This is a genomic window from Streptomyces capitiformicae, from assembly GCF_002214185.1.
GTDB lineage: Bacteria > Actinomycetota > Actinomycetes > Streptomycetales > Streptomycetaceae > Streptomyces > Streptomyces capitiformicae.
This window is the reverse complement of the sequence record NZ_CP022161.1, coordinates 8781005-8804510: the sequence shown is the minus strand read 5'-3', so window position 1 is coordinate 8804510 and position 23506 is coordinate 8781005. Positions and strand designations below refer to the sequence as shown.

The following is a 23506-nucleotide window of genomic DNA, read 5'->3' as shown; positions in this document are numbered from 1 at the left end:
GGAACCGCGGGGAGCTCGAACCCGTTTTCAGGACAGAGAGCGGCGATGGCCGCAAAGGAGGCGACGGAGATGTCGAAAAGCACGAAGATCGTCGCAGGGGGTGTGGCAATCGGGATCGTCCTGCTGATCCTGCTGCCCTTCCCCTTCTGGGCCAATCTCCTGATAGTCCTGGGGATCCCCACGGCCGCGTACCTCATGCTGGACCCCTCGCAGCGGCGCAGGCTCCGCAGGGTCAGCCGTAAGGAGCTCGGTCGCTGAGATGTGTCACCGGCCCGCTGGTGCGCGCCGGTGACACCAGGCCGTTGCGGTGCAGCGCTCAGTGATGCGCCTGGGCTCAGTTGGGGCGTACCGCGATCTTGTCGAGGGACTCCAGGAGGCGCGGCAGTTCCTCGCCCCGGCCCACCGGGAGCACTTCTCCGGGCTCCTCGTCGAGAAGGATGAACGCGATGTCGTCGGTCCTGGCCACCATCGACCAGCCGGGGCCGTCGGCACGGAGCGTGCGGGCGTCGCCCGGTGCGAACGACGAGCGGACCCGTCCCAGGGGCGGCGGCGACTCCACGTACGCGCGTGCCTCCGCGAGAACCCGGCGGATGCCCGTGCGAACGGTGCCCTGGTCGTCCCCGCTGTCTGCCGCCTCCACGGCCTCGGCCGCTTCTCCGGTCCCGGCCTCTCCCGCACCGCCCCCTCCGGCGAACGCGGCGTCGTCGATCTGTTCCCGCCACATGCTCCACTGCAGCGCGATCTCATCCGCTCCCAGACGCCGCTGGGCGGGGCCCCAGGTATCGGTGTCCGGCGGGCTCAGCGGCGGCCGGTCCGAGACCTCCGGATCGGGATCGTGCGGAGCGGGCACGCCAGGAGCCGCGACGGCGACCGCGAGCGGCCAGCCGGGAAGCGCGGCCACGACCGAGTCCTCGTCGGGCGAGAGGTCGTACTCCATGCCGCAGTCCCACGACGCGATGGCCACGGCGACCAGTGACACGTCGTCGACCGCCACCGTCCACCGGGCACCGTCGCCGTCCTGGCCCAGGACGATTCCGTATCCGTCGGCGAGCGGCGCGAGGTCGAGCGCCGCGCAGGCCTCCGGATAGTCGTCGCCCAGTACGCTCGGGAAGTTCGCGGGCGTGAGCAGTACCGCCGTCAGGACATACAGCGCGTCGTCGTCCCCCGCGGTGACGGCGTCGTCGTCCGTCCCGGCCATCCCGGTCTCCCCTCGCTCTCGCTCGCCCGTCGGCGCACCCTAATGCGCCCGGCGGGCGCTTGTCACGGGCCGGAATCCCATGCGGAGCTGCAGTTATCCGGGTGGACAGGGGCGAATCGACCGGCGACCTCACTCGTTCAGGCTGCGGGCAGCCCCAGAAGTGACCGCGCCACCGTCTGCGGCGACTCGTCGCGCTCGCGCGCCAGCGCGATGACCGCCCGGCACGCCAGCTCGCTCACCCCGAACGACAGTGCCTCGGGCGACACCCAGGTCACGGCTTCGTCGATCTGGTCCTGATCGTCCTCGGCGTACGCCGAGATGTAGACGGCGGCCGCCTCGAACAGGTTGTGCGTGCGCTTCGCTTCCCGCGCGGTCGTCTCCGCGCGCATCGAGGTGCGGAATCTGCCGAAGGACTTGCGGAGCCTGCCGAGCATGTTGGCTACCTTCCCCCCGAGTCGATATCACAGATCGTTCACATGTTCCTACTCAACGTAGAGATGGAGCTGCGACGACAGAAGAGGGTCGGCGTCGTGAAGCGCTTCGAACGACAGGTTCAAGACCGTGCCCGGCGCCGGCTCGGCGATGGTCCGGGGCTCAGCCGACGCGCTCGGCCAGCACGAGGAAACGGGTGTCCTCGTCGACGTACGACGTCATACGCCAGCCCGAACCGGCGAGCAGGGGACCGAGGTTCGCCTCCGCACGCAGGTCGTCCGGGGTGATCTGCCGCCCGTGGCGCGCCGCGAGCGCCGCCCGGCCGATCGGGTGGAAGAGCGCCAGGATGCCGCCCGGCCGGACCACCCGTGCCAACTCCCGCAGATTCTCGGCGGGAGTTGGCAGATGTGCGATGAGACCCGCCGCGAACACCGCGTCCAGCGACTCCGTACACAACGGCAGCCGGGCCACGTCGGCGAGCAGCAACTGCCCGTCGCGGTCCCGCCCGGCCCGTACGGCGGCCTCGAGCATGGCCGGTGTCAGATCGGCCCCCAGCACCACGCCGGAGGGTCCCACGGCGGTGCGCAGGGGCGGCAGGGCCCTCCCCGTGCCGCACCCCGCGTCGAGCACACGGTCACCCGCGCGCAGGCCGAGCTCGGCCACCGCGGTCGCGTACACGGGCCCGTCGTCGGGGAACCGGGCATCCCAGTCGGCGGCCCGCGCGGTGAAGAACTCCTGGACGTGTGTGTGGTCGTCGCTCATGCTCCGCATGATCCCTCACCGGCACGGGGGAGCCTGCGGTGCACACGTTCGAGCGTGAGGCGATCGTTCCAGCGCACATATGCGCCACATTCCACCACCTTTCGAAATGCGCCCCCGTCGTGCGCCTGTGACCCCACTAGCGTCCCGGAGCCATGGGACACCTGGACCACGCCACCTTCGGCTGGCTGACCCCCGTACTGTCGTACGCCATGGCCTGCATGGGCGCCGCCCTCGGACTCCGCTGTACCGTCCGTGCGCTCGACGCCACCGGCAGGACCCGCCGCAACTGGCTCGTCACCGCGGCCTCCGCGATCGGCACCGGCATCTGGACCATGCACTTCGTGGCGATGCTCGGCTTCGGAGTCAGCGGCACCGAGATCCGCTACGACGTGCCGCTCACCATCCTGAGCCTCCTCGTCGCCATGGCCGTCGTCTGCGGCGGAGTCTTCGCCGTCGGCCACAGCCGGGACCGCGGCCGGGCGCTCCTCCTCGGCGGGCTCACCACCGGCCTCGGCGTCGCGAGCATGCACTACCTGGGCATGGCCGCGGTGCGACTGCACGGCGACGTGACGTACGACCCGGCCCTCGTCGCGCTCTCGGTCGTGATCGCCGTGGCCGCGGCGACCGCGGCCCTGTGGGCGGCGCTCAACATCAAGTCGCCCATCGCGGTCACCGTCGCCTCCCTCGTCATGGGCGGAGCGGTGAGCAGCATGCACTACACCGCGATGTGGGCGGTGCGAGTGGAGGTCGCCCCGTCCGGCGAGGCCCTGCCCGGGGCCACGGCGATGCAGTTCATCTTCCCCCTCGCCGTCGGCCTCGGGTCCTACCTCTTCCTCACCTCGGCGTTCGTCGCGCTGTCGCCGACGACCGGGGAACGCGAGGCATCCGCGTCGGCCCAGCGACCGGTCGACAACGCCGTCGCCCACTAGCCACGCCCACGCACGCGTGGCGGCCGTCGAAGGCCCGCCCGAACCACTCCGATCGAGGAGGCCATGCGTACACCCCGCAGGACCCCGACAGCCGGCGCCGAAGCGCCGCAGCAGCCCGCGGTACGTGGCCGCCGCGCCCACGCGGGACCCCCGGCCGACGAGCGCGTCGAGCCCGACGAGACCGGCACCGTTCCGAAAACCGGCCCACCCACGCGCGCGCGACGATGGCACATACGCCCCCGCACCGTCCGAGCCAGGATCATCTGCCTGCTGATGGTGCCCGTCGTCTCCCTGCTCGCCCTCTGGGCCCACGCCACCGTCACCACCGCGCAGGACGTCGCCCGGCTCCGTCAACTGCAACGCGTGGACGCCTCGGTACGCGCCCCGGTCGCCGACGCCGTCGCCGCGCTCCAAGCCGAACGCGTGGCCGCGATGCGATACGCCACCAGGCCCTCCACCGAGCGGGAGAGCGAGCTGAACCGGCTCTCGCAGCGCACCGACCGGACCGTCGCCGCACTGCGCCTGGGCGACCGGCACACCGTCGCCGACGGCACCGACCTGCCCGCACATGTGGCCGCGCGCCTTGCGAGCTTCGTCGCCGGAGCCGAACAACTGCGCACACTGCGAACCTCGGTGCTCGACCGCCGCACCGGATGGGGCGAGGCGTACGAGCGCTACACCACGACCATCTCCAGGGCCTTCGGCGTGGGCGGCGCGCTCACCGGCGTCCAGGACGCCGATGCGGGCTCCGACGCGCGCGTGCTGCTCGAATTCTCCCGCGCGGCCGAGGCCCTGGCCCAGGAGCACGCGCTCTTGGCCGCTGCCCGTCTCGCAGGCACCCTCGACGGCGAGCGGCTGCGCCTGTTCACCGGCGCCGTCGACACCCGCCGCACCCTGACCGAAGCCGCCGTCGCCGATCTGCGCGGAGCCGAGAGCACCGCCTGGCGTGCACTCGCCGGGACAAGCGCTTACGTCGATCTGCGAGCCGTCGAGGACAAGGTGCTCGCGAGTCACCCCGGCAGCAGGGCGCTCCACGCCGCGCCCGACGCGACCTGGCAGACGGCACACGCGCGCGTGCAGGACGCCATGAGGGCCATCGAGGCCGACGCCGGACGCGATGTCGCCGACCGGGCCGACCCGTTCACCCGTGCCCTGCTCACCCCGGCCGGAGCCGCGGTGCTCCTCGGTCTCGCCGCCGTCGCCGCCTCGCTCGTCATCTCCGTACGCATCGGACGCGGCCTGGTCGTCGAACTGGTGAGCCTGCGCAACGACGCCCTGGAGATCGCCCGCCGCAAACTCCCGCACGCCATGCGGAAACTGCGGGCCGGAGAGGAGATCGACGTCAACACCGAGGCCCCGCCGGGACCACCCGCCGAGGACGAGACCGGTCAGGTCGCCGAGGCCCTGGGCACCGTGCACCGGGCCGCCCTCCGCGCGGCGGTCGAGCGCGCCGAGCTGGCCAGCGGAATCTCCGGGGTCTTCGTCAACCTCGCCCGCCGCAGCCAGGTCCTCGTCCACCGCCAACTGAGCCTGCTGGACAGCATGGAACGCAGGTCCGAGGACCCCAACGAGCTCAGCGACCTCTTCCGGCTCGACCACCTCACCACCCGTATGCGTCGCCACGCGGAGAGCCTGATCATCCTCTCCGGAGCCGCACCCGGCCGTGCCTGGCGTATGCCGGTCTCCCTGACGAACGTGGTCCGCGCGGCCGTCTCCGAGATCGAGGACTACGCGCGCGTGGAGGTACGACAACTCCCGGAGGCACAGATCGTCGGTGGGGCCGTCGCCGACCTCACCCACCTTCTGGCCGAACTCGTCGAGAACGCCGCCCAGTTCTCACCGCCCCACACGCGCGTGCGGGTCACCGGGGAACCAGTGGGCAACGGGTACGCCATCGAGGTCGAGGACCGGGGACTCGGCATGGGCAAGGAGACCCTCGCCGAGGCCAACCGCAGGATCGAGCAGTCCGAGGCCCTTGACCTGTTCGACAGCGATCGGCTCGGCCTGTTCGTGGTGAGCCGACTCGCCTCCCGCCACGGCGTCAAGGTCCACCTGCGGACCTCGCCCTACGGCGGTACCACCGCGGTGGTGCTCCTGCCCACCGCCCTTCTGCACAGCGGCATGACGGAACGTTCCCCCCGAGCCGTCGCCGAAGCGCAGCGGCAGCCCGAGGAACGCGAGTACGCGCGCGTGTCCGCCGTCCCTGAACACGAACCCGTCGAGCAGTCCGCCGACCGGCCCGCGCTGATGGCCCCCGTGGCCTCCGTCGCCGAGACCACCGCGGACGGCCCGTCCGAACAACCGCCCGGCGTCACCGCCCTGCGACCTCACCACCCTCCACAGGACCAGGAGAGCGCCGACGAACTGCCGCGCCGCGTACGACAGGCGCATCTCGCTCCTCAGCTGCGCGAACAGGGCACTGCGGAGGGAGAGCCGACGACCAGTCCCCGGACGGGCGGCGAACGCACCCCCGAACTCGTACGTGACCGTATGGCGGCCTACCGCGACGGCTGGGCGCGCGGCGGCGGCAGAGCACCCGGCCGAGGTGGCACCCAGGGCCCCGCCACGGGCAGCGACAGCAGCGAAGGAGATCCCGCATGATCCAGGACCGGAGCACCAGGGCCACCGGACGGTCCGGTGAACTCGACTGGCTGCTGGACGACTTGGTGATGCGTGTGCACGAAGTACGACACGCAGTGGTGCTGTCCAACGACGGACTTGCGGTCGGCGCCTCCAGCGACCTCGCACGCGAGGACGCCGAGCACCTCGCCGCGGTCGCGTCCGGATTCCACAGCCTGGCCAAGGGCGCGGGCCGCCACTTCGGCGCCGGCGGCGTCCGCCAGACGATGGTGGAGATGGACGACGGATTCCTGTTCGTGGCGGCCGCCGGTGACGGCTCCTGCCTCGCGGTCCTCACCGCCGTCACCGCCGACATCGGCTTGGTGGCGTACGAGATGGCACGGCTCGTGAAACGCGTCGGCGAGCACCTCTACACGCCGCCCCGCGAGGGCGCGCGCCCGCCCGTGGCCGGATGAGCCGGGAACGGATCGTGCTCATGACCGAGGACAGCGCGGGCGCTCCGCATCGGCCGCCGGACAGCCAGTGGTACGACAACGAGGCCGGGCCGCTCGTCCGCCCCTACGCGATGACGGGCGGGCGCACCAGGCCCGGTCCGAGCGGGGTCCGCTTCGACCTGATCGCCCTGGTGTCCCCAGACATCGGCGCCCCCGACGTCCTCGACGACACCTCGCTCGGCCCGGAACACCGGGCACTGATCGAACTCTGCCGTACCGAAACCCAGTCGGTCGCCGAACTCGCCGCCGACACGGACCTCCCCGTCGGCGTGGTCCGGGTACTCCTCGGCGACCTCCTGGAACTGGGCTGTGTCACCGTCAGCCGCCCCGTGCCGCCCGCGCAACTGCCGGACGAGCGGATCCTGCGCGAGGTGATCGAAGGGCTCAGGGCACTGTAGATGAACCACGACATGGACCTGTCCCGTACGGACTTGCGCCTCCAACCGGGCACCGAACGGGCACGAGACGGTCGATGCCAGGAAATTGCGGTCCAACGCCCCCTGCGGAAGCGGTAGTTGCCATGATGCTGACTCCGCACAGCTCCACTGACGCCGATCGTTGCCGAAACTCCCGGGAGAACTGATCGATGGCCTCCGAGCAAACCGACGCGACCGACGGAGACACGGGCGCCCTGGCATTGAAGATCCTTGTAGCCGGCGGATTCGGCGTGGGAAAGACCACCCTGGTGGGCGCGGTCAGCGAGATCAGGCCGCTGCGCACCGAGGAACTCCTGAGCGAGGCGGGCGCGTCGGTGGACGACACCGACGGGGTGGACCAGAAGGTCACCACCACCGTGGCCATGGACTTCGGCCGTATCACCATCCGGTCCGGCCTCTCGCTCTACCTGTTCGGCACACCGGGACAGGACCGGTTCTGGTTCCTGTGGGACGAGTTGGCACAAGGGGCGCTGGGCGCCGTCGTACTCGCGGACACCAGGCGACTGCAGGACTGCTTCCCGGCGGTGGACTACTTCGAGCACCGGCACATCCCGTTCGTGGTCGCCGTCAACTGCTTCGCGGGAGCCCGCTCGTACGGCGCCCACGACGTGTCCCGGGCACTGGACCTCGACGACGGTACTCCCGTGGTGCTCTGCGACGCCCGCGACCGCGACTCCGGGAAGGAAGTGCTGATACGCCTCGTCGAGTACGCCGGGCGGATGCACACCGCCCGGCTGCTCGACTCCGTGGGCTGAAGTCAGTCCGACACGCCGGAGTAGGCCAGTACCTTGTCTATCCGCACCCGGACGAGAAGTTCACCCGGAACGCCGTTGCGGTCCCCGAACTCCTCGGCCCGCTCCTCACCCATGTATCGAGCGGCGATGCGCGTGGCCCAGCGCCGCACCTCGTCGAGATCCTCGGAGAGTTCGGCCCGCCCCTCCAGCATCACGAAGTCGTACGGCGGAATATCGGCGTCGACACAGAGCGCGACCCGGCCGTCCCTGGCCAGATTCCGCCCCTTCACACTGCTCTTGCCGGTGTTGAAGACCACGTTGTCACCGTCCAGCAGGAACCAGATCGGTGTGACGTGGGGCCGTCCATCAGCGCGGGCGGTCGCCAACTTGCCGGTGCGGGTCCCGTATGAGACGAAGTCCCGCCATTCCTTGTCGGTCATCTTCTTTGCCATGTCCCCATCCTGCTTGCTCCTACGGCAGCAGTGGGGAAGGCTGAACCGTCGGATCCGCCTTGCCAGGGGGAACGACACAACGGGGAGTACGAACCATGGCACAGAACACGGGACTTGGCTGGCTGTTGGACGACCTGACCGAGCGCGTGGAACCCATACGGCACGCACTGGTGCTGTCCAACGACGGACTGGTGACGGCGGTCAGCACCGGCCTCAGGCGCGAGGACGCCGAACACCTCGCCGCGGTCTCATCCGGTCTGCACAGCCTCGCCAAGGGCTCAGGACGCCACTTCGGCGCCGGTGATGTACGGCAGACGATGATCGAGTTCGACGACGCGGTGCTCTTCGTCACCGCGGCCGGCCCGGGCAGCTGTCTGTGTGTGCTCAGCGCCGCGGAGGCGGACATCGGCCAGATCGCCTACGAGATGACCCTGATGGTCAACCGTGTCGGGGAACACCTCGGCGTGGACGCCCGACACCCCGAACACTCGGCGGCGATGGACCGCTGACCTGCGGATTTGTCGTTGCGAGCAGAGTTATCCACAGGCCCGCCACGACTTCCGGCAAACGGGCTACGGTTTTTCCCGAGGCGAGCGCGAACCAGCGCCGACGCAGCATCGTACGGGGGAGAACCACCATGTCAGGCAACACCATCACGCAACCCACCACGCACACCACGTCGATCAAGCCGACCGTCGTCCCGGCACCGGCCGGGGCGACCGGCCGCCCCTTCGCCCAGAGCCGCGCCGCGCGGGAACTGGGCCTGAAACGGGGTGAGTTCGACCTTGCCGTACAGCTCGGGTGCGTACGAACAGTCGTCGATGACGGAGGCGGGGATCGCCGCGTCGCCCGTACGGAGATCGACCGGCTCCGTGCCGAGAAGGGCTTCCCGGAGGCGCTGCGGGAGCGGGTCGAGACCGTGGGCTCCACAGCAGCCGCCGAGATCCTGGACGTGACCTCCGCACGGTTCGTGCGCCTCGCACGCCTGGGATTGGTTACGCCGGTCAAGTTTTATGTGAACCGCTATCGCGCCGTGGTCTGGCTGTACCTGGCCGAGGAACTCCGGCAGTTCGCGGCCGACGAGAACAACGTCCCGTGGCTGAAAGGCCGCATTCCCGAGGAACTGAGGGCTCGGCTGGACGCCGGCCTCGACCTGCGCCCCAAGAACTGGCGAGGGCGTCATCTCGGATTCCTGCTGCGGCAGGCCGACGACCCCTGGACGAGGGCCGCCGCCCCGGCATCGCTCCTCGACCTGGTCCAGGTGGCGGAGATCGTCCAGGACCCTTACGAGCGGGCCTACTTGAACCGTCACCGGGTCACACGGCCCGACTCCGGCCCGCCCGACTCGCCCGCCGCGCAGCTCACCGCGAGGATCATGACGGCGGACGACTCCGATGAGATCGAATGGCTGCGCGCCGACCTCAGGCAGGCTCTCGCCGCGGCCCGAGCGCACCGACTCGCACCGAGGCCCCTCCGGCCGGGGGCGGCGCCGCAGCTGCCTCCGGACATGAGGCGTTCTGCGAAACAACAGCCGACGCCGACCACAGGCACCGAGAAGCGACACGGCTTGCTCGGCTGGCTCAGGCGCAGACACCCCTGACCTGTCGACCGGACACGGTGCGGCCGTCGGTGCCGTGTGACTGGCCTTGCTACGCGGCCGTCGGTCAGGCGCCGAGCTTGCGGAACAGTCCTTCCTGGACGACCGACACCAGCAGACGGCCCTCCAAGTCGTAGATGCGGCCACGGGCCAGACCTCGCCCGCCCACCGCGATCGGTGACTCCTGGTCGTACAGGAACCACTCGTCCGCGCGGAACGGCCGGTGGAACCACATGGCGTGGTCCAGCGACGCCATATCGAAGCCACGGGGTCCCCACAGGGGCTCCACCGGGATGCGGACGGCGTCCAGGAGGGTCATGTCACTGGCATACGTCAGCGCGCAGGTGTGCACGAGCGGGTCGTCGCCCAGGGAACCCACGGCCCGCATCCACACCGCGCTGCGCGGCTCGGCGTTCTCGACCTCCTCGGGCGTCCACCGCAGCCGATCGACGTACCGGATGTCGAAGGGCTGCCGCCGGGCCATGCGCTCCAACTGTTCGGGGAGCGCACCCAGATGCTCGGTGATCTCCTGCGTCACTGTCGGCAGCGACTCGGGGTCCGGCACCTTGCGCGCCGGCGGCAGCTGGTGCTCGAAGCTCCCCTCTTCAGGCCTGTGAAAGGAGGCGGTCAGATTGAAGATCGTGCGGCCCTGCTGCACGGCGGTGACCCGGCGCGTGGTGAAGGACCGCCCGTCGCGGACCCGCTCGACCTGGTACACGATCGGCACGCCCGGGCGGCCCGGGCGCAGAAAGTACGCGTGCAGCGAATGCACCGGCCGGTCGCCCTCCGTGGTGCGCCCGGCGGCGACCAGGGCCTGGCCGGCCACCTGGCCGCCGAAGACCCGCTGCAAGGACTCCTGCGGGCTGCGACCGCGGAAGATGTTGACCTCGATCTGCTCCAGGTCGAGCAGGTCGACGAGCCGCTCGGCGGGGTTGGTCGTCATGTGCTGGCCTCTCCAGTACTCACAGCTGGCCGACGTCGGTGACCTTGACGACGGCGCGTCCCTCGGCGTCGGAGGCCACGAGGTCGATCTCCGCGCTGATGCCCCAATCATGATCGCCGTTCGGATCCGCGAAGGTCTGACGGACGCGCCACAGCCCGTTCCGCGGCTCCTCCTCGATCATCAGCAGCCGGGGGCCGCGGGCGTCAGGACCGGTGCCCAGCTCGTCGTACTCGTCCCAGTACTTGTCCATCGCCTCACCCCACCGCTCGGCGTTCCAGCCCGACTCGGCGTCCATCTCGCCCAGCTCGTCCACCTGGTCGAGGGCGGCGAGCTCGACGCGGCGGAACATGGCGTTGCGGACCAGGACACGGAAGGCACGGGCGTTGGAGGTGACCGGCTTGACCTCGTCGGCCTTCTCCTGGGCCTCCTCGGCCGTCATCTCCTCGGGGTTGGCGAGCTGCTCCCACTCGTCGAGAAGGCTGGAGTCGACCTGGCGGACCATCTCCCCGAGCCACTCGATGAGGTCCTGAAGGTCCTCGGACTTGAGATCGTCGGGGATGTTGTGGTCGAGGGCCTTGTAGGCGCTCGCGAGGTAGCGCAGCACGATGCCCTCGGTGCGGGCCAGTTCGTAGAAGGACACCAACTCCGTGAAGGAGAGGGCCCGTTCGTACATGTCCCGGATCACGGACTTCGGGGACAGCGGATGGTCACCGACCCAGGGGTGGCTCTTGCGGTACGTGTTGTACGCGTGGAAGAGCAGCTCTTCCAGCGGCTTGGGGTAGCTGATGTCCTGGAGCCGCTCCATGCGCTCCTCGTACTCGACACCGTCCGCCTTCATCGCCGCCACGGCCTCACCGCGCGCCTTGTTCTGCTGGGCGGCGAGGATCTGGCGCGGGTCGTCCAGTGTCGATTCGACGACGGACACCATGTCCAGGGCGTACGACGGCGACTCCGGGTCCAGCAGTTCGAACGCGGCCAGCGCGAACGTGGACAGCGGCTGGTTGAGCGCGAAGTCCTGCTGGAGATCGACCGTCAGACGGACGATGCGGCCCTCGCCGTCCGGCTGGTCGAGCTTCTCGACGATGCCGCCGTCGAGAAGCGAGCGGTAGATGGCGATCGCGCGGCGGATGTGACGCAGTTGCTGCTTGCGCGGCTCGTGGTTGTCCTCCAGCAGCCGCCGCATCGCCTCGAAGGCGTTGCCGGGCCGGGCGATCACCGACAACAGCATCGTGTGGGTGACCCGGAAGCGGGAGGTGAGCGGCTCCGGATCCGAGGCGATGAGCTTCTCGAAGGTGTTCTCCGTCCAGCCGACGAACCCCTCGGGGGCCTTCTTGCGGACCACCTTGCGGCGCTTCTTCGGATCGTCGCCCGCCTTGGCCAGCGCCTTCTCGTTCTCGATGACGTGCTCGGGAGCCTGCGCGACCACGAAGCCCGCCGTGTCGAATCCCGCCCGCCCGGCACGGCCCGCGATCTGGTGGAACTCTCGGGCCCGCAGGGTCCGCACCCGGTTGCCGTCGTACTTGGTGAGGGCGGTGAACAGCACGGTGCGAATGGGCACGTTGACGCCGACGCCAAGGGTGTCCGTGCCACAGATGACCTTCAGCAGACCGGCCTGGGCCAGCTTCTCCACCAGACGCCGGTACTTGGGCAGCATGCCGGCGTGATGCACACCGATGCCGTGCCGCACGTAACGCGAGAGATTGCGGCCGAACTTGGTGGTGAAGCGGAAGTTGCCGATCAGCTCGGCGATCTGGTCCTTCTCCTCCCGCGTGCACATGTTGATGCTCATCAGCGCCTGAGCTCGCTCCACGGCCTGCGCCTGGGTGAAGTGCACGATGTAGACAGGCGCCTGCTTGGTGGCGAGCAGTTCGGTGAGCGTCTCCGTCAAGGGGGTCAGTACGTACTCGTAGGAGAGGGGCACCGGACGGGTCGCCGAGCGGACGACGGCGGTGGGGCGGCCGGTGCGCCGGGTGAGGTCCTTCTCGAACATCGAGACGTCGCCGAGCGTCGCCGACATCAGGATGAACTGGGCCTGCGGAAGCTCCAGGATCGGGATCTGCCAGGCCCAGCCGCGGTCTGCCTCCGCGTAGAAGTGGAACTCGTCCATGACGACCTGGCCGACGTCGGCGTCCTTGCCGTCGCGCAACGCGATGGACGCCAGCACCTCGGCGGTGCAGCAGATGACCGGAGCGTCGGCGTTCACGGACGCGTCACCGGTGAGCATGCCGACGTTCTCGGTGCCGAAGATCTTGCACAGCTCGAAGAACTTCTCCGAGACCAGCGCCTTGATCGGAGCCGTGTAGAACGTGACCTCGTCCCGGGCGAGGGCGGCGAAGTGAGCGCCCGCCGCGATCATGCTCTTGCCCGAGCCGGTGGGCGTCGACACAATCACGTTCGCGCCGGAGACCACCTCGATGAGCGCCTCCTCCTGGTGCGGATAGAGGGTGAGACCGCGTTCCTGGGCCCACGACTCGAAGGATTCGTAGAGGGCGTCGGGGTCGGCGGTCCGCGGCAGCTGATCGATGAGGGTCACACCCCCATCTTGCCTGCCCGCGAACCCGATGGGGGAATCGGATGTCGGACCGAAGATCGCGAACGCTACGCTGTGGCGCCGACGAAGCGTCAGCGCACTCACACAACTGGACAGCGGCACAGGGCAACTGGACAGCGGCACAAAGGGAATGGGGCGGGGCACGGCCATGATGGGACCAGCACACTCACTGTCCGGGGCCGCGGCCTGGCTCGGCGTAGGAGCGGCGGCCGCCGCGGCCGGGCACACGATGCCCTGGCCGGTCCTCCTGGCCGGTGCGTTGATCTGCGCGGGCGCCGCGCTCGCCCCGGACCTGGATCACAAGGCGGCCACGATCTCCCGGTCCTTCGGCCCGCTCTCCCGCTGGGTGTGCGAGATCGTCGACAAGCTCTCCTACGCCGTCTACAAGGCGACGAAGAAGCAGGGCGACCCGCGTCGCTCCGGCGGGCACCGCACGCTGACGCACACCTGGCTGTGGGCGGTGATGCTCGGCGGTGGCGCCTCCGTCATCGCGATCGCGGGGGGCCGCTGGGCGGTGCTGGCCATCCTGTTCGTGCACATGGTGCTGGCGATCGAGGGGCTGCTGTGGCGGGCGACCCGCGGTTCGAGCGCCGACGTGCTGGTGTGGCTGCTGGCCGCGACCAGTGCCTGGATCATCGCGGGGATGCTGGACAAGCCGGGCAACGGGGCGGACTGGCTGTTCAGCGAGCCGGGCCAGGAGTACCTGTGGCTCGGGCTGCCGATCCTCCTCGGCGCGCTGGTGCACGACATCGGGGACTCGCTGACGGTGTCCGGCTGCCCGATCCTGTGGCCGATACCGGTGGGCAACAAGCGCTGGTATCCGGTGGGCCCGCCGAAGGCGATGCGGTTCCGGGCCGGCAGCTGGGTCGAGCTGAGGGTCCTCATGCCTGTGTTCATGGTGCTCGGCGGAGTGGGCGGCGCGGCCGCGCTCAACTTCATCTGACGTCGCGCCTTCGTCGGACGCCCCGCCTTCGTCGCACGCCGCGCCTTCGTCTGACGTGCCGGACCAGGTCCGGCAGGGGCGGCGGCCCGATGCTCGGGGGAGGCTCAGCCCGACAGCGAGTCCTCGTCCACGATGTGCATGGCAGCCTCTTCGGCGGACGCGGCGGCGCCGTCGATACCCACGTCGGTGGCGATCAGCCCGCTCTCCTCGTCCTCGTGCGCTCCCTCGTCGGGGGCGACCAGGCGACCGGAGCGGAGGGCTCCCACCTCGTTGTCCAAGGGCTCCCCGTCGGTGTCCTGGGAGTCACCGATGCCGTCCCCGTCGAGCGACTCCACGTCCGGCAGCTCCTCGGCGAGCCGCTGTTCCAGGCTCTCGCCCCGCAGACGCTCCGCGGCGGTCACACCGGTGTGCTCCACCGCCCATGGCCGCTCCGGCGGCGACCAGCCCCGGTCGAGAGGGTCGGCCACACCGTCGGCGACCAGGGTGTCCTCGGCGTCCAGCAGCCCCGCGTCGTCCTGGACCTCGGATTCGTCAGGCTGGTAGACGTCGTCTCCCCATCCGCCGGCTCTCTCCACGGGTACCTCCAGTGGTGGGACGGGCCCGGTGCCGCTGTTCGGCGACAGTGGGCGCGCGGGCCGCTGGGCAACGGCCCGAACCCCGCGAACCGGGCGGTTCACGGGCGTCCCCCGAATCTCTGCCCACCACCAGCCTTCCACTCGCGTTCGGCACCGCGCAACGGCAGGGGAGCCGCCGCAGCACATTGCCGACACCGCCCCCACGAGGGGGAGGCGACCTCGGCCCGCCGGCCGCCCGTGCCGACGTCGTCGCCGCCCCGACGGCCGTCCACGCCGGAGCCGCCCCGACCGCCGTCCGTGTCGGGGTCGCCCCCGCACCGGCAGGTGTCCAGGTGCGGGCCGGCCCCGAGGTGGTCGCGTACCGAAAGAGTGGCCCCGTACGGGTCAGCCGTGCCAGGACCTCCACAGTGCGGCGTACGCGCCGTCGGCCTCGACCAGCTGGTTGTGGCTGCCCAGTTCGCTGATGCGGCCGTTCTCGACGACGGCGATGACATCCGCGTCATGGGCGGTGTGCAGCCGGTGGGCGATGGCGACGACGGTACGGCCGTCGAGGACGCGGGCGAGGGAGCGTTCCAGGTGGCGGGCCGCGCGCGGGTCGAGGAGCGAGGTGGCCTCGTCCAGGACCAGCGTGTGCGGGTCGGCGAGGACCAGCCTGGCCAGCGCGATCTGCTGAGCCTGTGCCGGGGTGAGCGCCAGCCCGCCGGAGCCGACCTCCGTGTCCAGACCGTCGTCCAGTGCCCGCGCCCAGGAGTCGGCGTCGACCGCGCCCAGTGCCGCCCACAGCTCGGCGTCCTCGGCACCCGTGCGCGCGAGGAGGAGGTTGTCGCGCAGGGAGCCGACGAACACGTGGTGCTCCTGGTTGACGAGGGCCACATGGGAGCGGACGTCCTCGGCGGGCATCCGGGACAGTTCCGCGCCGCCCAGGGTGATCCGGCCGTCCCGGGGCGCGTAGATCCCGGCGAGAAGCCGGCCCAGGGTCGACTTGCCCGCGCCGGACGGACCGACCAGGGCGAGCCGGGTGCCGGGCGCCACCTCCAGGGACACCTCGCGCAGGACGTCGACGCCCTCGCGGTAACCGAAGTGCACCTGGTCGGCGTGGACATGGCGTCCGTCGGGGGCCACGGAGGGGTCGCCCGCGTCCGGTTCGATGTCCCGTACACCGACCAGACGGGCCAGCGACACCTCGGCGACCTGCAGTTCGTCGTACCAGCGCAGGATCAGGTTCACCGGGTCGACGAGCATCTGGGCGATGAGCGCGCCCGTGGTCAGCTGGCCGAGCCCGATCCAGCCCCGCAGGACGAACACCCCGCCGATGATCAGGACCGAGCCGAGGACCATGATGTGGGTGAGGTTGATGACGGGGAAGAGCACCGACCGAAGCCACATCGTGTACCGCTCCCAGGCGGTCCATTCCCGGACGCGCTGGTCCGACATTTCGATGCGGCGGGTGCCGAGGCGGTGGGCCTCGACGGTGCGTCCGGCGTCCACGGTCTCGGCGAGCGCGGCCGCGACGGCGGCATACCCGGCGGCCTCCGAGCGGTAGGCGGAGGGGGCCCGCTTGAAGTACCAGCGGCAGCCAGCCACCAGCAGCGGCAGGGCCAGCAGTACGGCGAGCGCCAGCGGGGGCGCGGTCACGGCGAGTCCACCGAGCAGCAGCCCCACCCACACCACGCCGATGGACAACTGCGGTACGGCCTCGCGCATGGCGTTGGCGAGGCGGTCGATGTCCGTGGTGATCCGGGACAGCAGGTCACCGGTACCGGCCCGCTCCAGGACACCAGGCGGCAGGCCGACCGACCGTACGAGGAAGTCCTCGCGCAGGTCGGCCAGCATCCGCTCGCCGAGCATGGCACCGCGCAGCCGTACCTCTCGTACGAACACGGCCTGGACGATGAGGGCGGCGAGGAACACCGCGATCGTGAGTTCCAGATGGAGTTCGCGTGCGCCGTCGGAGACCCGCTCGACGAGTCCGCCCAGCAGGTAGGGACCCGCCATCGAGGCCACGACGGCGACCGTGTTGACCGCGATGAGCAGGACGAAGGCCCGCCGGTGCCGGCGGAACAGTTCGGCCACGTAGGCGCGTACGGTCGCGGGGGCGCCGATGGGCAGGGTGTTGGCCGTTGTCGGGGCGGCCGGGTCGTACGCCGGTGGCGCCACGCCGATCATGCGGTCTCCTCGATCTCTTCCAGTTCGTCCAGTACGTCGCTGAGGGTGGCCTTCCGGCCCTTGGGCCCGGAGTCCATGGCGGCCTCCACTGCGGCTTCCTCGTCGGTCTCGCGGGTGACGACGGCCCGGTACCGCGGCTCCTTGTGGACCAGTTCGCGGTGTACGCCGACTGCCGCGACCTCGCCGTCACGGACCAGCACGACCCGTTCGGCGAGGTCCAGCAGGAGTGGCGAGGAGGTGAAGACGACCGTCGTGCGGCCCGTCCGCAGCGATCGGATGCCTTGGGCGATCCTTGCCTCGGTGTGCGAGTCGACGGCGGACGTCGGCTCGTCCAGGACGAGGACCTCGGGATCCGTGATCAGGGAGCGGGCCAGGGCCAGTCGCTGGCGTTGGCCGCCGGACAGGGACCGGCCGCGCTCGGTGATCCGCGCGTCCAGCGGGTCCTCCGCGTGCAGCGAACCCTGCGCCAGCGCCTCCAGCACGTCTCCGCACTGTGCGGCGTCCAGCGCCTCCTCGGCGGTGACCTCGCCGGAGGCGGGCACGTCGAAGAGTTCGCGCAGGGTGCCGGAGAGCAGCACCGGGTCCTTGTCCTGGACGAGGACGGCGGTACGGGCGGCGTCGAGCGGCAGTTCGTCGAGCGGTACGCCACCGAGGAGCGCCGACGTGCCCTTCTCGGGGGCATGGCCGCCGAGCCGTTCCGCCAGCCGCCCGGCCGCGTCGGGGTCGCCGCAGACCACCGCGGTGAGACACCCGGCGGGCGCGAGCAGCCCGGTCGCCGGGTCGTACAGGTCCCCGGAAGGCGTGACGGCCTCGCGTGACCCCTCGGTGTCCGTGGCCCGCTCCAGGGACAGCACCCGGGCCGCCCGCTTGGCGGACGGACGGGAGAAGGAGTAGGCCATGGCGATCTCGTCGAAGTGCCGCAGCGGATACGTCAGCAGCATGACCGCGCTGTACACGGTGACCAGCTCTCCGACCGTGATCCGGCCGTCGCGGGCCAGACCCACGCCGTACCAGACGACCGCGATCATCAGCAGCCCCGGCAGCAGCACCTGGATGCCGGAGATCAGCGCCCACATACGGGCACTGCGCACGGCGGCGTGGCGGACCTCCTGAGAGGCACGGCGGTAGCGTTCCAGGAAGAGGTCCTCGCCGCCGATGCCGCGCAGGACGCGCAGGCCCGCGACGGTGTCCGAGGCCAGCTCGGTGGCTCGGCCCGCCTTCTCGCGCTGGACGTCGGCGCGCCGGGTGGCGCGGGGCAGCAGGGGTAGCACGGCGAGTGCGAGAACGGGCACGCCGACGGCGACGACGATGCCGAGCGCGGGCTGGTAGAAGACCAGCCCGACACAGACCAGCACCACCGTGAGCGCCGCCGCGGTGAAGCGGGAGACGGCCTCCACGAACCAGCCGATCTTCTCGACGTCGCCCGTGGACACGGCGACGACCTCACCGGCCGCTACCCGGCGCGTCAGCGCCGAGCCGAGCTGGGCCGTCTTGCGGGCCAGCACCTGCTGGACACGCGCGGCGGCGGTGATCCAGTTGGTGACCGCCGCCCGGTGCAGGAAGGTGTCGCCCAGCGCGACGGCGAAGCCGCACAGTGCCAGCAGCCCGCCCGCCAGGGCGAGCCGGGTGCCGGAGCGGTCGACCACCGCTTCGATGGCGAAGCCGACACAGAAGGGCAGCCCGGCCACGGACGTGAAGTGCAACAGCCCCCACGCCAGCGACTTGAACTGCCCGCCGAGCTGATTCCGGCCGAGCCACCACAGGAATCTGGGACCCGAGCGCGCGTCCGGCACACCTGGGTCTTGATACGGAAGGTCTTGAATTCGCATGACGTCCCAGTGGCTCGTCTCAGGAGGGGGGAAGAAGGGGAAGGCGGGCGGGCCCGGCAACCGGCTGTGAAAGGTTCGCGTCACAGCGTGGTCGGAGGCAAACGGTTTTCCGTCGAGGGGCAAAGTTTCGGCCTGGACCGGCCCGCGCGAGGCCCGGTGGTGGGGGTGACGGGCGATCCCGCCCGGGACACGGTGCGACGATGGACCGATGCGCATAGGCGGTACGAGGCACGAACGAACCGGCGACACGAGCGAGGCGAGGGGCGCCCGGCGCCCCCTGGTCGCGGCCGCCGTCTGCGGCGCCCTGGTGATGTCCCTGGCAGCGTGCGGCGGTTCGGGCGAGACGGGCGACAAGGCCAGGGCCGAGGCGGGTTCCGGCGGTAAGGCCGAGCGGACCGAAGCGAAAACCGTCGACCCGACCCGTATCCCGGATGTCGGTGACCGTCTCCAGAAGCAGATCCCCGCCGAATCCCGCCAGGTCGTGGCCGTCTACGGCGAGGGCAAGGACGACGCCGACGCCACGATCGTCCTCTACTCGAAGAGCGGTTCCCACTGGAAGAAGACCCGTGCCTGGCAGGGGCACAACGGCAAGAAGGGCTGGACCACCGACCACCGGGAGGGCGACAAGCGCAGCCCGGTCGGCGTCTTCACGCTCACCGACGCGGGTGGCGTCCTCGCCGACCCCGGCGCCAAGCTCCCGTACAGCCAGTCGGCGTCCTTCCAGGCGCCGCACTATTGGGCCAAGTCGCACTGGCACGACTTCGACTACGTCATCGCCATCGACTACAACCGCGTCAAGGGCACCTCGCCGATCGACCCGACGCGCCCCGAGGGCCAGTCCAAGGGAGGCGGCATCTGGCTGCACATGGACCACGGCAGTGGCACCTCGGCCTGCGTCAGCCTCTCCAAGTCGGGCATGGAGTACCTGCTGAGCACCCTCGACCCGGCCGCGCACCCGGTGATCGTGATGGGGGACAAGGCGGAGTTGATGGCCTGAGACACCGGGAGCGTCCGCTCCCCGAAGTGGCCTGAGGCCTCATTGCGGATCGGGTCGACTGCCCGTAGAACACCGCCCATGAGAAGTCGAATTATCATGTCCATGCTCACCGGGGGGACTCTCCTGGTGAGCGCGCTGCTCGGGGCCGCCCCCGCCCAATCCGCCGACCTCCCCGCCCAATCCGCCGACGTTCCCGCCGAGTTCGGCGCCGACTGGCACGACCCGATCACCGCCGCCCCACCCGTGACCAGACCCGAGAACACCACGTCCTGCCAAGTGACGGTCGCGGAGGCACAGTTCAAGGACTTCACTGCGTACCAGGGCACGTACGCGCCCCCGGGTGACTGCGGAAAGAGCTGGAGCAAGGTCGTCCTGCGCCTCGACGGCAAGGTGAAGGGCCGCCAGTACGACCGCCTCGGCTATCTGCACATCGGCGGTGTCGAGGTGTTCCGCACGTCCACCCCGCAACCCTCGCCCGACGGTATCGAGTGGTCCGTGGAGAAGGACGTCACGCGCTACAGCGACACCCTGCGCCGCGCGCAGCCCGTGGAGATGCTCATCGGCAACGTCGTCGACGACACGTACACCGGCATCCTCGACGTCAAGGTCACCCTGACCTTCTACGCGGGCGGGCCCGACGCCAAGACGGCGAAGGACACCCCCGACCGCGTCCTCACCCTCCAGGACGGCAACACGCTCACCACCCCGCGCAACAGCGAACGTGTCATCGCCGAGGTGTACGCCACCGGGTCCGGCGGCGGCTGCGAGGAGTACTGGTATCTGACGGTGCCCGAGGCGGCGCCGTACTCCTGCAAGGCGGACGACGGGCCGTACCGCGAGGTCCGGATAGAGGTCGACGGGCAACTGGCCGGAATCGCCGCGCCGTTCCCGACCGTGTGGACCGGCGGCTGGTCGAACCCCTTCCTCTGGTACGTGGTTCCGGGGCCTCGCGCCTTCGACATCCAGCCCATCCGCTATGACCTCACCCCCTTCGCGGGCCTCCTCAACGACGGCCGCCCGCACCGCATCGAGGTCTCCGTGGTCGGTGTACCCGAGGGGCAGGTCGGGTGGAGCACCCCGGTCAACGTCCTCGTCTGGCAGGACGAGAAGAGTGAGCACGTCACCGGCGCCCTCACCAAGGTCCAGGCGGGTGACCTCGCCAACTCCTCCACCTACACGCCCGGTACGGAGCACCGTCTCGACACCGAGGGGAGTCACCGGCTGGCGGTCGCCGGATACGTCGACACCTCGCACGGCAGGGTGACGACCACGGTCCGCCGGAGCATCGCCAACACCTCCGCGCACACCTGGTCGGACGGCGAGAACCCCGACGCGCTCGACGCGACGTGGGTCGACGGCGAGACGGTCACCGTCGACGGGCGCGGACCGGCCCGGACGACGCGCACGCAGCGGTCGTACACGATGGACGGAAAAACGACGCTCGGGGCGGGCGACCGGCTGCGGACCGTGCTCACGCTCGGCGACCGGGCGACGGTCACCGAGACGTACGGCGGTCGGCGCGTCGCATGGTCCCGGCTCGACGACACGTACACCGGTGACGCCACGTACACGGCCTTCGTGCCCCGTGACCAGCGGCACGCGGTCGGGACGACGAGCGAGCGCTACCGGCTGTACGGATCGGGCGGCTGCTACGACCGTTCGCTGGTGACCGTACAGGGAGTGCTGACGGAGGACAGTCGGGGCTGTTGACGAACCATGCGTGAGCTGTGACGACAGGCCGATGATTTACATGCCTGAAACACCGCGGTCTTCCCCGCGAGCGACAACTCCCCGATAGTGATCCGCGCGGAACTGCTTTTCCGCATGACAGAAAAGTCCCTTCGGAGGAGTGCCCGTGCCGCAGTCCGTACCGTCCCTGCCGCGACGCGTCGCACGCTTGCTGCGTACCTCACTGTTCACGCAGGTAGCCATCGCGCTCGTACTCGGAATCGTCGTCGGAAAGGTGTGGCCCGACACGGCCACGACCTTCCAGCCGCTCGGCGACGGTTTCATCCGTCTCATCAAGACGGTCATCTCGCCGCTGGTGTTCTGCGTGGTCGTCGTCGGCATCGCCAAGGCCGGCAACCTGAAGGCCTTCGGGCGGATCGGGCTCAAGGCCCTGATCTGGTTCGAGGTCGCCTCCACGGCCGCGCTGCTCATCGGTCTGATCGCCGCCAACGTCTTCAGCCCCGGCGCGGGCATGAACGTCGACCCGTCGAAGCTCGACACCTCGGCCGTCGAGGCGAAGACGGCCGGTGGCTCGCTGCCGTCGACCAGCGAGTTCATCCTGAACGCGCTGCCGCAGAGCGCGATCGGCGCGTTCGCCGAGAACTCCCTGCTCCAGGTGCTCGTGCTCGCCTGTCTCACCGGCGCCGCGCTGCTCCACCTCGGCCACACCAAGGTGCCCAAGATCCTGCCCGCCATCGAGCAGGCCCAGGAGGTCATCTTCGCGATCGTCGGCTTCGTCATGAAGCTGGCCCCGCTCGCCGTGTTCGGCGCGATGGTGCACCTGGTGGGCCAGTACGGCCTCGGTGTGATGGAGACCTACGCCAAGCTCATCATCCTCTGCTACGCCGTCGCCGCCGCCTTCCTGGTGCTGCTCGGCATCGCGCTGAAGCTGATGACCGGGCTCAACCTCTGGAAGTTCGTCCGCTACACCCGTGAGGAGATGCTGCTCGCGCTGGGCACCGCCTCCAGCGAGAGTGTCATGCCCCGCATGATGCAGAAGCTGCGCCAGGCCGGGGCCCGTGACGACGCCGTGGGTCTGGTGCTGCCCACCGGGTACTCCTTCAACCTCGACGGCGCGTCCATCTACCTCTCCATCGGCACGCTCTTCATCGCGCAGGCCGTGGGTGTGGACCTCAGCCTCAGCCAGCAGGTCACGGTGATCCTGGTGCTGATGCTGACCAGCAAGGGTATGGCCGGCATCCCCGGCTCGGCCTTCCTCGCCCTGTCGGCGACCGCCTCCGCGCTCGGGGCCATCCCCGCCGGCGCCGTCGCCCTGCTCCTCGGCGTCGACCGCATCATGGACTCGATGCGCGTCGCCACCAACCTGCTCGGCAACTGCGTCGCCGTCTTCGCGGTGTCCAAGTGGGAGGGTGCGCTGGACGCGGACCGGGCGAAGAAGATGCTGGACGGGGAGATCCAGTTCGTGGAGGAAGAGGACGAGCCCGAGGAGGGGGCGCCCAAGCCTCCCGAGACGGGCGAGGCCAAGGCTCCCGAGGGCACGGCCGACGACGCGTCCGTCGGCACCGTCAAGGCCGGGGTCCCCGCCCAGCCGACGGCTGATGCCAAGGAGCCCGCTTCCGAGGTCGGTTGACCGCTCCCTGATTGACGCGACAGGGCCCGGCGCACTACGTGTGCGCCGGGCCCTGTCGTACGTTCCGCATGCTCAACAGCTGTTCCGTGTGTTCAACAGCGCTGCTCGGCCCCCGGCGCCCCGTCGATCAACGTGTCGAGCAGCCGCCCGAGCACCTCCCGCTGCCCGTCCGACAGCGGCGCCAGGATCTCCTCCGCCGCGGACCGTCGAGCGTGGTGCAGTTCCTGCAGAGCCTTGCGGCCCTCGTCCGTGACCTCGATCCGGATGACCCGTCGATTGGTGGGATCGGGCACCCGGCGCACCCGCCCGCTCCCCTCCAACCCGTCGACCAGGGTCGTCACGGCGCGCGGTACCACCTCCAGGCGCTCGGCGAGATCGGCCATGCGCGGGGGCGCGTCGTAGTGCGCGAGGGTGCGCAACAGTCGGGACTGGGCAGGGGTGATGTCCAGTCCGCACTGCAGAAGGTGGCGTTTTTGGATCCGGTGCACACGGCGGGTCAGTTGCAACAACTGCTCGGCGAGCAAGCCGTCGGCGTCGGGGGCGGTCATGCGGGAACAATATCAGGATG

General features: G+C 70.2%; 22 protein-coding genes. 12 read left to right on the top strand and 10 right to left on the bottom strand.

What is annotated here, in order from left to right; translation table 11 throughout:
* The first annotated feature begins 45 nt into the window (after positions 1-45).
* Entirely contained in the window at positions 46-258 is a 213-nt protein-coding gene (locus CES90_RS39550) for a hypothetical protein (protein ID WP_189783444.1), read from the top strand.
* A gap of 76 nt (positions 259-334) precedes the next feature.
* Here CES90_RS39550 and CES90_RS39545 read toward each other — a convergent pair whose 3' ends face one another.
* The 3 genes from CES90_RS39545 to CES90_RS39535 form a co-directional block, all read right to left on the bottom strand.
* Positions 335-1198 (bottom strand): hypothetical protein, encoded by an 864-nt coding sequence (locus CES90_RS39545; protein WP_189783445.1) that lies wholly within the window; start codon positions 1196-1198, stop codon positions 335-337.
* Between the two features lie 137 nt (positions 1199-1335).
* Positions 1336-1632: a hypothetical protein gene (locus CES90_RS39540; protein ID WP_189783446.1), complete on the bottom strand. Its 297-nt coding sequence runs from the start codon at positions 1630-1632 to the stop codon at positions 1336-1338.
* Positions 1633-1792: 160 nt separating this feature from the next.
* A complete protein-coding gene (locus CES90_RS39535; RefSeq protein ID WP_189783447.1) occupies positions 1793-2392 on the bottom strand; it encodes a class I SAM-dependent methyltransferase in 600 nt (199 codons plus the stop codon).
* A gap of 152 nt (positions 2393-2544) precedes the next feature.
* Here CES90_RS39535 and CES90_RS39530 point away from each other — a divergent pair, with 152 nt between their 5' ends.
* From CES90_RS39530 to CES90_RS39510, 5 genes are all read left to right on the top strand, one after another.
* Positions 2545-3321 (top strand): MHYT domain-containing protein, encoded by a 777-nt coding sequence (locus CES90_RS39530; protein WP_189783448.1) that lies wholly within the window; start codon positions 2545-2547, stop codon positions 3319-3321.
* A 63-nt stretch (positions 3322-3384) separates the two neighbouring features.
* Complete coding sequence (locus CES90_RS39525; protein WP_189783449.1) at positions 3385-5922, top strand: sensor histidine kinase; 2538 nt, start codon at positions 3385-3387, stop codon at positions 5920-5922.
* Entirely contained in the window at positions 5919-6356 is a 438-nt protein-coding gene (locus tag CES90_RS39520) for a roadblock/LC7 domain-containing protein (RefSeq protein WP_189783450.1), read from the top strand. The genes CES90_RS39525 and CES90_RS39520 overlap by 4 nt, the downstream gene beginning before the upstream one ends.
* A gap of 20 nt (positions 6357-6376) precedes the next feature.
* A complete protein-coding gene (locus CES90_RS39515) occupies positions 6377-6793 on the top strand; it encodes a DUF742 domain-containing protein (protein ID WP_189783451.1) in 417 nt (138 codons plus the stop codon).
* A 188-nt stretch (positions 6794-6981) separates the two neighbouring features.
* Complete coding sequence (locus tag CES90_RS39510) at positions 6982-7587, top strand: GTP-binding protein (protein ID WP_189783452.1); 606 nt, start codon at positions 6982-6984, stop codon at positions 7585-7587.
* 2 nt (positions 7588-7589) lie between these two features.
* Here the strand turns inward: CES90_RS39510 and CES90_RS39505 are convergent, their stop codons facing one another.
* Entirely contained in the window at positions 7590-8018 is a 429-nt protein-coding gene (locus CES90_RS39505) for a PPOX class F420-dependent oxidoreductase (RefSeq protein WP_189783453.1), read from the bottom strand.
* 95 nt (positions 8019-8113) lie between these two features.
* Here CES90_RS39505 and CES90_RS39500 point away from each other — a divergent pair, with 95 nt between their 5' ends.
* Together CES90_RS39500 and CES90_RS39495 are read left to right on the top strand one after the other, a co-directional pair.
* Positions 8114-8527 carry a roadblock/LC7 domain-containing protein gene (locus CES90_RS39500; RefSeq protein WP_149823118.1) on the top strand — a complete coding sequence of 138 codons (414 nt, stop codon included), beginning with the start codon at positions 8114-8116 and terminating at the stop codon, positions 8525-8527.
* Positions 8528-8655: 128 nt separating this feature from the next.
* Positions 8656-9618: a DUF6397 family protein gene (locus CES90_RS39495; RefSeq protein ID WP_189783454.1), complete on the top strand. Its 963-nt coding sequence runs from the start codon at positions 8656-8658 to the stop codon at positions 9616-9618.
* Between the two features lie 64 nt (positions 9619-9682).
* Here the strand turns inward: CES90_RS39495 and CES90_RS39490 are convergent, their stop codons facing one another.
* Both CES90_RS39490 and CES90_RS39485 read right to left on the bottom strand, forming a co-directional pair.
* Positions 9683-10558 carry an acyl-CoA thioesterase gene (locus CES90_RS39490; RefSeq protein ID WP_189783455.1) on the bottom strand — a complete coding sequence of 292 codons (876 nt, stop codon included), beginning with the start codon at positions 10556-10558 and terminating at the stop codon, positions 9683-9685.
* Between the two features lie 19 nt (positions 10559-10577).
* On the bottom strand, positions 10578-13091 hold the full coding sequence (locus CES90_RS39485) for a DEAD/DEAH box helicase (protein WP_189783456.1): 2514 nt from the start codon (positions 13089-13091) through the stop codon (positions 10578-10580).
* A gap of 166 nt (positions 13092-13257) precedes the next feature.
* On the opposite strand from CES90_RS39485, the gene CES90_RS39480 reads away from it, so the two are divergent.
* Complete coding sequence (locus CES90_RS39480; RefSeq protein WP_189783457.1) at positions 13258-14052, top strand: metal-dependent hydrolase; 795 nt, start codon at positions 13258-13260, stop codon at positions 14050-14052.
* Between the two features lie 104 nt (positions 14053-14156).
* Here the strand turns inward: CES90_RS39480 and CES90_RS39475 are convergent, their stop codons facing one another.
* The 3 genes from CES90_RS39475 to CES90_RS39465 form a co-directional block, all read right to left on the bottom strand.
* Positions 14157-14627: a DUF5709 domain-containing protein gene (locus CES90_RS39475; protein WP_189783458.1), complete on the bottom strand. Its 471-nt coding sequence runs from the start codon at positions 14625-14627 to the stop codon at positions 14157-14159.
* A 384-nt stretch (positions 14628-15011) separates the two neighbouring features.
* Positions 15012-16793 carry an ABC transporter ATP-binding protein gene (locus CES90_RS39470; protein WP_189783459.1) on the bottom strand — a complete coding sequence of 594 codons (1782 nt, stop codon included), beginning with the start codon at positions 16791-16793 and terminating at the stop codon, positions 15012-15014.
* Positions 16790-18622, bottom strand: a complete 1833-nt coding sequence (locus tag CES90_RS39465) for an ABC transporter ATP-binding protein (protein WP_189783460.1) — start codon at positions 18620-18622, stop codon at positions 16790-16792. The genes CES90_RS39470 and CES90_RS39465 overlap by 4 nt, the downstream gene beginning before the upstream one ends.
* 310 nt (positions 18623-18932) lie before the next feature.
* On the opposite strand from CES90_RS39465, the gene CES90_RS39460 reads away from it, so the two are divergent.
* From CES90_RS39460 to CES90_RS39450, 3 genes are all read left to right on the top strand, one after another.
* The gene (locus CES90_RS39460) at positions 18933-19619 is read left to right on the top strand and encodes a L,D-transpeptidase family protein (RefSeq protein ID WP_189783615.1); all 687 of its coding nucleotides are present in this window, start codon (positions 18933-18935) and stop codon (positions 19617-19619) included.
* 78 nt (positions 19620-19697) lie between these two features.
* Complete coding sequence (locus CES90_RS39455) at positions 19698-21329, top strand: peptide-N4-asparagine amidase (protein ID WP_189783461.1); 1632 nt, start codon at positions 19698-19700, stop codon at positions 21327-21329.
* 145 nt (positions 21330-21474) lie between these two features.
* A complete protein-coding gene (locus tag CES90_RS39450; RefSeq protein WP_189783462.1) occupies positions 21475-22938 on the top strand; it encodes a cation:dicarboxylate symporter family transporter in 1464 nt (487 codons plus the stop codon).
* A 92-nt stretch (positions 22939-23030) separates the two neighbouring features.
* On the opposite strand, the gene CES90_RS39445 is transcribed toward CES90_RS39450, so the two are convergent.
* Positions 23031-23486 (bottom strand): MarR family winged helix-turn-helix transcriptional regulator, encoded by a 456-nt coding sequence (locus CES90_RS39445; protein ID WP_189783463.1) that lies wholly within the window; start codon positions 23484-23486, stop codon positions 23031-23033.
* Positions 23487-23506: the final 20 nt, after the last annotated feature.